The organism is Candidatus Mesenet endosymbiont of Agriotes lineatus (genome assembly GCF_964019585.1).
Taxonomy (GTDB): domain Bacteria; phylum Pseudomonadota; class Alphaproteobacteria; order Rickettsiales; family Anaplasmataceae; genus Mesenet.
Map to the genome: position 1 here is coordinate 1,393,088 of NZ_OZ026454.1, position 13,306 is coordinate 1,406,393.

The 13,306-nt window shown below is 32.5% G+C and carries 12 protein-coding genes and 1 tRNA gene; 6 read left to right on the forward strand and 7 right to left on the reverse strand.

Annotation, left to right across the window (positions count from 1 at the left end):
* Positions 1–12 precede the first annotated feature (12 nt).
* From fusA to rpsL, 3 genes are all read right to left on the reverse strand, one after another.
* Complete coding sequence (gene fusA / locus AACL19_RS06595) at positions 13–2,088, reverse strand: elongation factor G (protein WP_410519884.1); 2,076 nt, start codon at positions 2,086–2,088, stop codon at positions 13–15.
* A gap of 63 nt (positions 2,089–2,151) precedes the next feature.
* A complete protein-coding gene (gene rpsG / locus AACL19_RS06600) occupies positions 2,152–2,628 on the reverse strand; it encodes a 30S ribosomal protein S7 (protein ID WP_339045689.1) in 477 nt (158 codons plus the stop codon).
* A gap of 6 nt (positions 2,629–2,634) precedes the next feature.
* The gene (gene rpsL, locus AACL19_RS06605) at positions 2,635–3,045 is read right to left on the reverse strand and encodes a 30S ribosomal protein S12 (RefSeq protein WP_339045690.1); all 411 of its coding nucleotides are present in this window, start codon (positions 3,043–3,045) and stop codon (positions 2,635–2,637) included.
* Between the two features lie 181 nt (positions 3,046–3,226).
* Between rpsL and dcd the strand changes: the two genes are divergently transcribed.
* Positions 3,227–3,793 carry a dCTP deaminase gene (gene dcd, locus AACL19_RS06610; protein WP_339045691.1) on the forward strand — a complete coding sequence of 189 codons (567 nt, stop codon included), beginning with the start codon at positions 3,227–3,229 and terminating at the stop codon, positions 3,791–3,793.
* Here the strand turns inward: dcd and ispF are convergent.
* The 4 genes from ispF to rimM are packed head-to-tail and all read right to left on the reverse strand — an operon-like array spanning position 3,762 to position 5,918.
* Positions 3,762–4,319, reverse strand: coding sequence for a 2-C-methyl-D-erythritol 2,4-cyclodiphosphate synthase (gene ispF / locus AACL19_RS06615; RefSeq protein WP_339045692.1), 558 nt, complete (start codon positions 4,317–4,319; stop codon positions 3,762–3,764). The genes dcd and ispF overlap by 32 nt on opposite strands.
* A 4-nt stretch (positions 4,320–4,323) precedes the next feature.
* Positions 4,324–4,716, reverse strand: a complete 393-nt coding sequence (rplS, locus tag AACL19_RS06620) for a 50S ribosomal protein L19 (protein WP_339045693.1) — start codon at positions 4,714–4,716, stop codon at positions 4,324–4,326.
* Entirely contained in the window at positions 4,709–5,407 is a 699-nt protein-coding gene (gene trmD / locus AACL19_RS06625; RefSeq protein WP_339046712.1) for a tRNA (guanosine(37)-N1)-methyltransferase TrmD, read from the reverse strand. Before trmD ends, rplS begins: the two co-directional genes overlap by 8 nt.
* 4 nt (positions 5,408–5,411) lie before the next feature.
* Positions 5,412–5,918 carry a ribosome maturation factor RimM gene (gene rimM, locus AACL19_RS06630; protein ID WP_339045694.1) on the reverse strand — a complete coding sequence of 169 codons (507 nt, stop codon included), beginning with the start codon at positions 5,916–5,918 and terminating at the stop codon, positions 5,412–5,414.
* 245 nt (positions 5,919–6,163) lie between these two features.
* Here rimM and AACL19_RS06635 point away from each other — a divergent pair, with 245 nt between their 5' ends.
* From AACL19_RS06635 to AACL19_RS06655, 5 genes are all read left to right on the forward strand, one after another.
* Positions 6,164–9,547: a hypothetical protein gene (locus AACL19_RS06635; RefSeq protein ID WP_339045695.1), complete on the forward strand. Its 3,384-nt coding sequence runs from the start codon at positions 6,164–6,166 to the stop codon at positions 9,545–9,547.
* Positions 9,548–9,627: 80 nt separating this feature from the next.
* Complete coding sequence (locus tag AACL19_RS06640; protein WP_339045696.1) at positions 9,628–10,848, forward strand: multidrug effflux MFS transporter; 1,221 nt, start codon at positions 9,628–9,630, stop codon at positions 10,846–10,848.
* 65 nt (positions 10,849–10,913) lie between these two features.
* The gene (gene trxA / locus AACL19_RS06645) at positions 10,914–11,240 is read left to right on the forward strand and encodes a thioredoxin (RefSeq protein WP_339045697.1); all 327 of its coding nucleotides are present in this window, start codon (positions 10,914–10,916) and stop codon (positions 11,238–11,240) included.
* Between the two features lie 38 nt (positions 11,241–11,278).
* Positions 11,279–11,352: transfer RNA gene (locus AACL19_RS06650), tRNA-Ile, on the forward strand.
* Positions 11,353–11,379: 27 nt separating this feature from the next.
* Complete coding sequence (locus AACL19_RS06655; protein ID WP_339045698.1) at positions 11,380–13,272, forward strand: heme lyase CcmF/NrfE family subunit; 1,893 nt, start codon at positions 11,380–11,382, stop codon at positions 13,270–13,272.
* Positions 13,273–13,306 lie beyond the last annotated feature (34 nt).

Here is a 13,306-nt window from a genome sequence, read left to right on the forward strand (position 1 = left end):
GCCTCTAAAATTTTAAATATTCGACTTCAATTTATCCATTATGTATTTTGGCACCTCACTATACCCAGAAAAACTCATACTATATTGAGCTCTTCCCTGAGAAATAGAACGCAAAACATTTACATATCCAAACATATTAGATAAAGGAATTGATGCCCAAATAATTATAGTGTCATGCGTTTCTGGGTGTAAAATTTTTCCTTTTCTACTAACCATAGTGTCATGCGTTTCTGGGTGTAAAATTTCCCCTCTCCTGCTACATATATCTCCCTCAACATTACCCCTATATTCTTGAGGAGTCATTACCTCTACTTTCATTATAGGTTCCAACAACTTTGGAGCCGCTTTACTTGACATTTCCTTAAAAGCTCCTTTAGCAGCAAGCTCAAAAGCTAAAGTACTTGAATCAACATCGTGAAACGCGCCATCAAGAAGAGTAGCTTTAAAATCAATTACAGGAAACCCGGCTATGACACCATTTTCTTTTATAAGCTCCAATCCACTCTGTACACTAGGTATATATTCTTTTGGGATACTGCCTCCTGTAATTTTACTTTCAAATTGAAATCCATCCCCTCGTTCAAGAGGCTCAAATAATATCTTAACTTTTGCAAACTGTCCGGCACCACCAGTTTGTTTTTTATGGGTATAATCAATCTCAACGGCTTTTGTTATAGTTTCTCTATATGCAACTTGAGGAGAACCAACATTTACTTCAACATTAAACTCACGTTTTATTCTATCTACAATGATCTCAAGATGAAGCTCTCCCATCCCTTTTAAAACAGTCTGACCACTTTCAGGATTCACAATTCTTTTGAGAGAAGGATCTTCTGCAACCAATTTATTTAAAGCCAAACCTAACTTCTCTTGATCTGCTGTAGATTTAGGCTCTATAGCTATCTCCATAACTGGCTCAGGAAAGTCCATACATTCTAAAACTATAGGAAAATCAGGAGAACACAAAGTATCACCAGTTGTAGTATTTTTTAACCCTATCAAAGCAACTATATCACCAGCACACGCCTCAGTTATATCTTCTCTATTATTAGCATGCATAAGCAACATTCTACCTACTGGTTCTGTACTGTTTTTTCTAGAATTTAAAATAGTGAACTTAGATTTGAGCACACCAGAATAAATACGTATGAAAGTTAAACTACCAGAAAACTTATCATTCATTACTTTAAAAGCTAAAGCAACAAACTTTTCATTAACTGATGGCTTAATTTCAATTATCTGTTCTGGATCTTTTGGATTATTTCCTTCTATTACCTTAATGTCAAGAGGAGAAGGTAAAAAATTAACTACTGCATCTAGAAGAGGTTGAACCCCCTTATTTTTAAAAGCTGAACCACACAACACAGGAACAAAATTGCTATTTATAGTGCCTTTTCTAATACTATCTATCAATAAATTAGAAGAAATACCTTGACTATTATAATATAAATCTTCTATTTTATCATCAACTTTAGAAGCTTCATCTAATATCAATTCTCGATATTTTTCTGCTACTTCAAGCATATCATCTGGTATTTTATCATAATAAAATTCAGCACCTAACGTTTCATCCCTCCATAGCACAGACCTCATAAAAATCAGATCTACTACACCTATAAAATCCTTTTCTTTACCAATAGGCAATTGAATAACTAATGGCTTAGCACCAAGCTTTTCTTTCATCATGCCAACACATTTATCAAAATCAGCTCCAATCCTATCCATTTTATTTACAAAACAAATACGAGGAACATTATACTTGTCAGCTTGACGCCAAACAGTTTCCGATTGCGGTTCAACTCCCGCCACACCATCAAAAACAGCAACAGCACCATCTAAAACACGCAAAGACCTTTCAACTTCAATTGTAAAATCAACATGACCTGGAGTATCAATAATATTGATACGATAATCCCCCCAAAAACAAGTAGTTGCAGCAGACGTAATAGTTATTCCACGCTCCCTTTCCTGATCCATCCAATCCATAGAAGCAGCACCATCATGTACTTCCCCAATCCTATTTTCCTTACCAGTATAAAACAATATACGTTCTGTTGTAGTAGTCTTCCCAGCATCTATATGAGCCATTATCCCTATATTTCTATATTTTGATATATCAAACTTATTAGCCACACAAAAACCTATACACAATTAAAAATTAAGATGAGAATAAACTCTATATGATATAGCTGCCTTATACTTATCTTCACATATTTTAAACGCTTCACCACGCTTATTATAAGCATTAACTAACTCAATGTATAAATAATAAGAAGTACTTTTCCCTTTTCTTGCAGCCCTAACCGCCTTAACAATCCACCTCAACGCCAAAGAAACAGCTCGCTCTTTTCTAACTTCAACTGGAACTTGGTAAGTTGCACCGCCCACACGACGAGAACGTGCTTCCAAAGTGGGAGTAACATTCTTAACTGCATTATTAAAAATAAACAATGCATCTTCCCCAAGCTTTTTTTCAGCAAGAGATAAAGCCTTATAAACAATCCTTTCAGCTATAGACTTTTTTCCACACTTCATAAGCTTATTAATAAAACGTGTAACTAAAGTACTATGATAACATACATCTGGAAGAATAATCCTCTTTTTTATTTTATTATAACCACGCGACATATAACCTCATTTGCCAGATTTCTTAACACCATATCTTGAACGAGATTTCTTGCGATTTTGTACAGGACCAGCATCTGCAGCACCTCTTATAACACGACAGTGTATACCAGGCACATCCCTTACTCCACCGCCACATAACAAAACCGAAGAATGCTCCTGTAAATTATGACCTTCACCAGGAATATATGCAAGTACCTCGTAAGATTCTTTACTCCTTTTAACTCTTCTATTAGTACTTTTAATTCTCACTCTCGCTACTTTGCGTAGTGCTGAGTTAGGTTTTCTGGGAGTAGTTGTATATACCTTTATGCATATCCCTCTTCTTTGGGGACTACCACCAAGAACTGAAACTTTACCTGCGCGACGAGAACAAGAAGGTGATCTACCATTCCGTACTAATTGATTTATCGTTGGCATAAAAACTTAAACAGTGACATTACAAGCTAAAAGATAAAATAATAAACATCAATAGTCAATATAAAAATAAAATTATTTTAACACCTTGTAACATCATTAAGCTATTCAAAAATTTAAAAAACCTTTACATCTTCAACATTTTATTTAACAATCATTTGATGAGTTTAATAGGGTTAACCTCGTGGCTGTAATGCCTGATAAATGGATAAAAAATAAAGTCAAAAAATCTAACATGATAGAGCCTTTTGTTGACTATAAAAATAGTAAAGGCATTATCTCTTATGGGCTTTCTTCTTATGGTTACGATGCAAGAGTAGATAACAAATTTAAAATATTCACAAACATAAATTCAACTATTATTGATCCTAAAAATTTTTCTTCAGGAAATTTCATTGATAAACAAGATGACATATGTATAATCCCGCCAAATAGTTTTATTTTAGCAAAAACCATTGAATATTTTCGTATACCTAGAGATGTTCTAGTTATCTGTGTTGGCAAGTCAACTTATGCTAGATGTGGAATAGTAGTAAATGTCACCCCACTTGAGCCAGGATGGGAAGGGCATGTAACTTTAGAATTTTCTAATACAACACCACTTCCAGCAAAAATATATGCAAACGAAGGTGCATGTCAGTTTATTTTTTTAAGTGCTTATGACGAATGTGAAAAGTCATACGATGCAATGAATGGAAAATATATGAAGCAACAGGGTATTACCTTACCAATCGTTGAAAACAACAATTGAAAAAAAAATAAAACCAATTTACACGCTGTATCTGTACAGTAGCATATGCAGCTATGCCTTTACAGTGTCCTATATCATCTAATCTTTCTGTAGTAGTTGCTTTTACACCAACAAGATCATTATTTACTTGTAAAAGTTCTGACATACGTTTTTTCATACTATCTCTATATTGACTTATCTTAGGTTTTTCACATACGATGATAATATCAGCATTAGATACAAAATAGCCTTTATCTTTTACCTGCTTAACAGCAAATTCTAAAAAATGACTAGAATCTCTATCCTTCCACTTTAGATCTGTAGGGGGGAAATGCTGTCCTATATCTCCAAGCGCCATAGCCCCAAGCATTGCATCAACAACTGCATGAATCCCAACATCACCATCAGAATGCGCTTCTATTTCCATATCATGTTTTACAGACACTCCACAAATTTTTATTTCACAGCTACTCTTATCATCTTCAAGTGCGATAAATCTATGCACATCATATCCAATGCCAATACGAAATTTTGGTGCATTTGCCATATTATTACTCAGTAGATCTTGTTTTGATATGTATTTTGCGTTCCTTAATTCTTGCTGCTTTTCCATATAAAGCACAAAGATAGTAAAGCTTAGCCCTACGTACTTTACCAAGTCTTATAACTTCTATTGATACCAATAAAGGAGAGTAAACAAAGAATTGTGATACTATGCTCTCTCCGTAACTCACCTTCCTAAGAAAAAAAGAAGCATGCAAATTAGAAGAAAGATTACGCATTCTCCTTTTAGATATACATACCCCCTCAAACACTTGGGTACGCTCACTTGTAGCATCAACTTTTGCTGTAACTTTCAAAGTGTCACCAACTCGAAATTCAAGTATTTTTCTATCCATAGCTTGAATTTGTTTACGATTAAATTCCTCGAGTAAGTTAGTCATTTTTACCTCCATTTAAATTATTTAACAAATCAGGACGACGCTCTTTTGTAATGAATAAAGCTTTATCTTGTCTCCATTTATTTATTGCTTCGTGATTACCAGAAAGCAACACTTCTGGCACTGAATACCCTTTCCACTGACGAGGCTTAGTATATTGAGGATATTCAAGTGTATTGCTAGCAAAGCTCTCATTTACAACACTATCGCTGTTTTTTACTACTCCAGGAATAAGCCTCACACAAGCATCAATTAATACCATAGTAGCAAGCTCACCTCCTGATAATATATAATCCCCTATACTTAACTCATAAAAAGGATAGGCGTCAACTACTCTTTGATCCACACCTTCATAACGACCACACAATATTGTAACATTAGTAAGACAAGATAATTCTCTTGCAATATTATCACTAAACTTACTACCAGATGGTGTTACATAGATTAATTTAGTATCTTGATTTGAGGACAAGACGTCATCCACTGCTTTACCTATTACATCAGCACGCATAATCATGCCCTGCCCTCCACCATATGGCGTATCATCAACACTTGCATGTTTATCATCTGCAAAAGAACGAATGTTTATAGCATTCAAATTCCATATTCCTTTACGCAACGCTTGACCAACAAGAGAATAGCCTAAAGGTCCAGGAAACATTTCAGGAAATAAAGTCAATACGTTAAATGTGATCATTTTAATCAATAAACTCAGGCAAATCTAGTGTGATAATTTTTTGTTTAGAATCTATATGTATAAATATCTCTTTTGAAAAAGGTAGCATGATTGCTTTATTACATTCTTTTATTAAGATCTCAATTATATCACCAGCACCAAAATTGTATACAGCTTTAACATAACCATAATCTATATCATTTATAAGCTTCACCTTAGAGTCGATTAAATCTTCTACATAGAACTCATCTTCATTTGTCAACAGCGGCAAACTTTCTCTTGATATGTATAACTTTTTATTCCTTAAAAGATCAGCATCACAACGAGAGTCAATACCTCTAATATACGCAATAACAATATTATCATTCATTATAGATACAGATTTTATTGTATAGCTTTTGTTACCATCAGTTAATTCACCATAAATAGCAATATTCTCTGGTTTTTCTGTAAAAGTTTTTATTTTTACTGCCCCTTTAATACCATGTGGTGACAAAACCACACCCAAGCACACCATTCCATTATTCACATTACAAAAAAAATTTTTATAGAATAATTCTATTCAAATTAATGAAATTAGCAACTTAAAGCATCTCTAAATAACTGACTGATTATTCAATTTTTAGCAAAACTATTTTCTTTTTTACCAAGCAAAGCTTCACTGCAATTAACCAAATATTAATCTTACAACATAGTTTAATGTGAATATATTATTGAATAATATTAAAAAATTAGCTATACTTGTTAATCACAAGTAATTAAAATGGTTTTCTGATGCGTAATGTTAGGAGAAATATAAATTTAGAAGAATTGAACGAAGACATTCACAAAATATTTAACATTGAGAAAGTCGAATATATAAGGTCTCAAGACAAAATAACAGGAGTAAAATTCAATCTTAATCAGAGCAATAAGGATTTAAATTATGCAATTATAGAATTATTAAACCTTTACATTGTTCCAGCCTTTGTTTTACCAAATAGCCAAAAGAACAAAGATGTCTCAGTAAGAATAGGAAATCGTCAAGAAACATTTATAGTAGAAAAATATATTAGAAACAGTGACATATACATAGAAAGTAAAGAGAAGCAGAAAGGCAATAGAAAATTGCTTGATAAAGCAAAAAATTTTGTTCAGAATCTAATTAGCGGAGAAGAAGAAATAGAATTCATTGAGATTAATAAAGATAATTTAAACTTTCAAATTAGCAGTAATGAGAGTACAGAAGTTGAAATTACTTTTGCTGAAAGTGAAATAAATATGCGACATATGGAAGGCATATTAAATTGTACATCAAATTTTAAAAAATTAACAAACAATGATGTAATAAAATCACTGATTGAGATTGATTACAATCAACCAGTAGTTAAATCACAAGACAAGTTAAATATATATCCATTTTTTGCTAAAAAAACTATCGGAGATAATAAAGATAACATTAAACAGCAAGAGACAATACTGTGCTTAACCACAAAGCAAAACGACGTTGAATTAGTAAGTAGTATTTTTAGAGATAACGCAAGCCAATTTAAGATTAAATGTAAAGAAGGTGAATATTCACTTCTTAGCTATAGTTTAGATAATCCTTTTTCGCAGAACTTAATTGATTTTTTGTTGTTCTTTAATGATCCATCTTGTAATGGAGACACTAAAATTAGCAACCTGCAGAGGATAGAAAAGATATTTAGTGAAGATATTGAGATAAAAAATGGCCAGGAAGATAAAAAGGAAAATGGTAGCAACAAAGCCAAAATTAGAATTGAAAATGCCACCTGCTTTACTTCTTCTCTTTACTATGAAGATGGACATTTGCAATTAAAGAAGTCGGTCTCAGAAGAAAAAGTATATTTTAATTTTGAAGTGAGAGTTGAAAGTGACTTGGATCAAAAAGAGTCACAGCTTATATATGACTCTACAATTTATAAAATTGCATCCTTAATAAGCTTTTTTGCTTTGTGTTTTAACGAAAATAAATTCTCCATTTCTGCAGAAGTTGACAAAGAAAATATTTTTTCTCTTAAAACAAGTTCATATTCAGAGCTAGTTCCTACTATCTGTGAAAAGCTAAAAAAGCATGCTATACCACTTATAAAGCCAGAAGATTATGCTAATCCCAAACCACAGCATGTGCAAGTTTTAGATTTGTTTTGCACTAAAAAAGTAAAATTTAAACTAGAAGCTGAAGCTCAAAAAATTGCGATTGACAGATTAAAAGATGTTGAAGGTTTAATTAGCGGTATATCTATATTAGATTCATGCAGAAAAGAATTTTTAGACAACATCAGCAATCCAGTGCGCTGTTATTTGTCTAATTTCTTTTACGACAAGGATAATCCATCATGCGTGTACGTTATTGCTCATAAAGACTTAAAAATTAACAATCATCTTTTAGATGAAAATTCAGAAATTGATTTTTTAAAAAATCAATTTCTGAAAAGCTTTAGTCGTATTTCTGGTAATTTAAAGCAAATTGGCAATCTAATAAAAACTAAAGAAGGAAAAGAACTTTTATTCTGTTCAATAGACATCAACGTCGATAAATTATTAAGCCATAATAAGCCCCAAGAAGAAGAAGTAAAAGCTGAACCTCAAAAATATATAGAATATGATGTAGACTGGCAAGAAGAATGCTTTGTCAAGATTACACCTGCAAATGACTATACTTCGCTAAAGCTAGGTTTGAAAAAAGCATGCGAATTTGTCCATCGTAGAGTACAACACGTTTGCAAGCAATTACTAGAAAAAATAAATACCTTACAATGTGGTAGGGAGCAGAAAGTAGAGCAAGATGATCAACTTTCTGATGAGTCTATTATACAAGCTACTTTAGATGATAATATCAGTAACTTTAATGAGTTTAGAGATGAGAAGGTCAGAGAGTTTCAAATTATAAAGCCAAACCTTGATTCAGAACAGGAAAAGATTATAGTCAATATTGGAAAGAGTATTTCGTATGCAATTCAACGCTACGAAGAGGTTGTAAAGATATATCTCTTTATTAACAAAAATGCCAATGACTTATCAAAACTTTTAGAAAAGCATGTTGAAGAACTTGAGCAGTTAATGCTTGATATTCAAATGAGCAAGAATAACCAGATAGTAGGTGAAATAGGTAAATCATTGGCTGAGCAAGATGCAGGGTTAAGTAATACTAAAAACGGTAATATACAAGAGAATATCAACCTATCTCTAACGAACTCTGGTGAACAAACAGACTGTATAGAGGAAAATGAAAAAGTTGAAAATAAAGTTACACTTGGGCACATTCTTGAATTATTCAAGGAGCTTAGTAGCAAGCTTAAAGAGTGGAAAGAATTAAATCAAGGTACTACCAGTGGCGAAAGCAGGGATGCTTCCATTTTATTCCATCATCTAAAATCTCAGATAAAGCAATGTATTGAAATTAATCAAAAACAAGAGGAAAAAGCACTGTATGAAAAAATATACCAAAAAATTCACTATATATACTATAGTTGCATAGAATTAGCAGAATTAGAAATACGAAAAATAGAAGGAGTAACTCGTAGTTATTTACTAGATGAGCAAGAAGAAGAGTTAAAAAGAAGGGAAGTGCAATTAGAACAAATGACCAGTGTAAAGGAAGCTGGAAGTGACATTATTATAAGTGCTGCTCAAAGTGTAATATCTTTGTATAAAAAAACAAAAGATAAAGTAATTAATTTAAAAAACCAACTTCAAAGCCCTAATGTGCACAATACAGAGTACCCAAGTAATTCATCTTATAATAATACCTATAACGACGACAACCAACCACCAAATTATAGACAACATAATGCTGTATGTAATCTTGAAGTGACAAGTCAATCTAACAACTTCACCATTGATAATACTTACAACCATAAACGTTCTAACCTTCAAAAACTAAGTGCAGGTATAAAAGATGCGTTTTCTGAAAAAGAAAATTATGCTTTCCTTGTATTCATTGCTGTAGGAACATCTGGAACTTTAGCGTACTTTGTTCCTGAAGGTTTAAGAAAATTTGTTCCTAGTGAAAAGCTAAATATCATTGATATCACAGTTGCTATAGGTGCAACAGTTTTAATTGCTCTTAGCGTTGCCGCTTTAACTTATTCTGTACACTCTAATGTGACTAATCCTACAGCTTCCTCTCATAATGCACGAAGTCTCAACCCATAACAGAGAGTAGTATTAATACACAAAATGAGGTTGTTTTGTACTGAAGTTACTGTATCTTTCTAATTTATTAAATTTTAAACATGTGCAATGCAAAAACTCTTGTGTCTATCTTAGTTATTTTATCTATAGCAATTACTGACATGTCTACTGACATCTATGCTGTTGCTTTACCTAAAATAGCTGAGTATTTTAAATCTTATAATAGCATCGTACAATTTACTATCGATTTAAATCTTATCGGACTTTCTCTATCAGGGCTGATCTATGGGCCACTTTCAGATCAATATGGTAGGCGTAAAGTAATATTGGTTGGAATGACAATATTTGCCTTAGCTAGCATAGCATGCTGTTTTGCACAAAATATAATGCAATTGATACTAATGCGTTTTATCCAAGGGCTTGGTGCTGGAGTTACAGTTGTTGTTGGCTATGCAACAATAAAGGATATGTATTCCGGATATGAGTGTTCCCAAGTTATATCAAAATTAAATATGACAGTAGCCCTTTCCCCAGCAATAGCACCAATAATTGGCAGTTACATCATATCTTGTGGCTATAGTTGGCGCCTCCTCTTCGTAATTATATCAGTACTGTCAGTACTTACTCTTTTATCACTCTTCTTTAAATTTAAGGAGACAGTTGATAAACCTAAGTGCAAAGATTTAACTTTAACTGAGCTTTTGTGCAAAATATTAAAACAATATATTGAAATCTTTAAAAATTATAGATTTTTAGGTTTTGCAGCAATTAATTCTCTAAATTTTATGTGGATTTGGGCATACATTGGTAATCTACCTTTTGTACTAATTAAGGGAATGAATATATCAGCTAAATATTATGGATACTTAATTACCATAATAATTATATCCTATATGATAGGTGCTGCTATCAATAGAAAATTTGTCAAAAAAGTTGGAATAAAAAATATGTTGCTTATAGGTCTGTTTTTACCTCTTATATCTGATTTATCTTTAATCTTTCTATATTATAATATTGGCTTAACTATAGTAATTATGGAGTCGTTCTGGCTAATAGCAAACGTGGGCTTTGCCTTTGTAATTAGTAATGGTGTTACCTCAGCATTGGAAGAAACTGAAGAATCTGGTTTAAGTTTAGCATTGATAGCGTTTATGCAAATGATTTTTGGTGCAGTAGGTGTATCAATAGTTGGGTATTTTAGTAAGGTGAGTTATAGTATTGTGCCAAATTTACTTCTGACGGTAACGTGTTCTATAATCGCAATTGCGATATATACGCTACTGCATTATTCAACTTTTAAACTAACTACAAAAATGAATTAATTTTTTAATTGGCAAAGTACTTTCAATTTTATATTATTAACAAATCTGAGTTAGCTAGGTAATTTATGAGTATCGTAGAAATTAAAGATGATAATCATTTTAATGAAGTTATAAAAAATAATGATTTTGTTTTAGTTGACTTTTGGGCTGAATGGTGTGGGCCTTGTAAAGCTTTAATGCCTCATATAGAAAAATTAGCTGAAAGTCATAAGGAAAAAATAACAGTATGCAAGCTTAATATAGATAAGGTACAAGAAGCTGCTTCATCTTACAATGTTATGTCTATACCTACTTTAATCATATTGAATAACGGAAAAGAATTGGCAAGAAAAATTGGTGGTTGTGATTTTGAGACTCTTGTTAAGTGGGTTAATAGTGAAATAGAAGATTAGACAAACTCAGCTATATATGTTAACTTAAATAAAGATACGGGACTGTAGCTCAGGTGGTTAGAGCTATTCGCTCATAACGAAGGGGTCGTAGGTTCAAGTCCTACCAGTCCCACTTTGATTTATAAATATTCTACATACAATGTCTTCCATTCTGGGTAACTTATTTCTATTAATAGCTTGTGTTTTAACCTCAACTTATATCTTCACACCTTTTTTTTCAATTCCCTCTCGAGCATTAAATGCTATTACTTTTTTATGCGTGACGTTTGCTTTGTCAATCTTACTTTACTGTCATATCACTGATAATTTTTCTTTATATAATGTCTACTATAACTCCCACACAACAAAGCCACTACTATACAAAATTTCTGGCATTTGGGGCAACATGGAAGGGTCAATGCTACTTTGGTGTTGGGTTTTGACCTTATACTTATTATTGCTAGAACTTTCCTTAAACAACAATCAATCAAAGAAAATTTCTCTTATAGTGCAAAATCTCATTTGCTTTGGCTTTTTATCATTTACTTTGTTTAGCTTAGACCCATTTGCACAAATTCAACCCACAGCTAGTAATGGTCTAGGTTTTAACCCTATTTTACAAGATATAGGCCTTGTAATTCATCCACCAATATTATACTTAGGGTATTTAGGGTTTAGTGCAGTTTTTTCACTATCAATAGCTGGGCTTATAGCTAAAGTAGAAGGAAATAAGTGGGCAAATATCGTTCGCCCATGGATACTTATATCCTGGTCTTTTTTAACGCTAGGAATTGGTCTTGGTAGCTGGTGGGCATACCGAGAGCTTGGTTGGGGAGGTTTTTGGTTTTGGGATCCTGTAGAAAATGTATCTTTAATGCCATGGCTGATTGCAACTGCACTTCTGCATCTGATATTGATAGTGAAAAAATTCAATTTACTTAGGAATTTTGCAATTTTGCTGTCAATTATGACCTTTATATCAAGTACCATGGGAACATTCCTAGTGCGTTCCGGTATTTTAATTTCAGTACATGCGTTTGCAAACAATCCAAAACAAGGCCTATGCATACTAGCTTTGTCCTATCTTATTGTAACCAGTAGTTTGATAACTTTTATTTTATTTGCAAATAAAGTAAAAAAAAGCAGTCACCAATTTCCATTTATATCACGTTTCACTTCAATATTATTGAACAACTTACTTTTTATTACTGCTTTTACCGTTGTCTGCATTGGTACTTTATACCCTATAATACTCGAATATTTAACTGATGAAGTAATCTCAGTTGGTGCACCTTATTATAATTTATTGTTTAACAGCATTGCCTTAGGAGTTCTAATACTCACTATTATAGGTCCCTACCTTAGCTGGAATGGTAGTAAATTGATCTCAATATTTAGCAAATATAAATTCTCATTTTTTTTAGCACTTTTAACCATCCCTTTTATCTTTAAAAAAGGGGTTATGGCCACTACTGCCATAACACTTGCAGTTGCTTTATTTGTTTCCATTTTAGAGAGTTATAGCAAAAGAACAAAATTATTTTCACTACCTCTTTTAGAATCAATTGCTCTAGCAAAAGGTATCTCAAAAACCTATTATGCAATGATGATATCTCATATAGGTGTAGCAGTTTTAGTATTAGGGGTAGCCACAGCAGCAAATTGGCAAGAGGAAAATGAAAGCTATATGAGAATTGGAGAAAGCATTAGTATAAATAAATATAAAATAAGTCTAATTAATGCTGAATTTATAAAAGATAAAAATTTTAGCGCAGTAAAAGGAAGTTTCGTTATCCAAAACTTAAGCAATAAGCTGCTCACACCTGAAAACAGGTTTTATCCAATTGAGAAGCAAAAGAAAATTAAAAGTGATATTTATCATCATCCTTTATTTGACATACACGTCACTATCGGTGATATAGACAAAGACAAGGGAATCGCAACACGCGTATACTACAGACCAGGAGTTATAGCTATCTGGCTTGGGTGCATAGCTATAGCTCTTGGTGCTGCTGTTTCAGTATTTGGTATTCTAACTAAATCAAAAAACTAAAATAGTATAAACCTCCTATAAGAAACTACATTAT

Excerpts from the sequence above, each read along its gene's own strand:
- trxA (WP_339045697.1), top strand. The coding sequence starts at position 10,914 with ATGAGTATCGTAGAAATTAAAGATGATAATCATTTTAATGAAGTTATA.
- ispF (WP_339045692.1), bottom strand. The coding sequence starts at position 4,319 with ATGGCAAATGCACCAAAATTTCGTATTGGCATTGGATATGATGTGCAT.
- AACL19_RS06640 (WP_339045696.1), top strand. The coding sequence starts at position 9,628 with ATGTGCAATGCAAAAACTCTTGTGTCTATCTTAGTTATTTTATCTATA.
- fusA (WP_410519884.1), bottom strand. The coding sequence starts at position 2,088 with ATGGCTCATATAGATGCTGGGAAGACTACTACAACAGAACGTATATTG.
- rplS (WP_339045693.1), bottom strand. The coding sequence starts at position 4,716 with ATGACTAACTTACTCGAGGAATTTAATCGTAAACAAATTCAAGCTATG.
- rpsL (WP_339045690.1), bottom strand. The coding sequence starts at position 3,045 with ATGCCAACGATAAATCAATTAGTACGGAATGGTAGATCACCTTCTTGT.
- rpsG (WP_339045689.1), bottom strand. The coding sequence starts at position 2,628 with ATGTCGCGTGGTTATAATAAAATAAAAAAGAGGATTATTCTTCCAGAT.
- AACL19_RS06655 (WP_339045698.1), top strand. The coding sequence starts at position 11,380 with ATGTCTTCCATTCTGGGTAACTTATTTCTATTAATAGCTTGTGTTTTA.
- AACL19_RS06635 (WP_339045695.1), top strand. The coding sequence starts at position 6,164 with ATGCGTAATGTTAGGAGAAATATAAATTTAGAAGAATTGAACGAAGAC.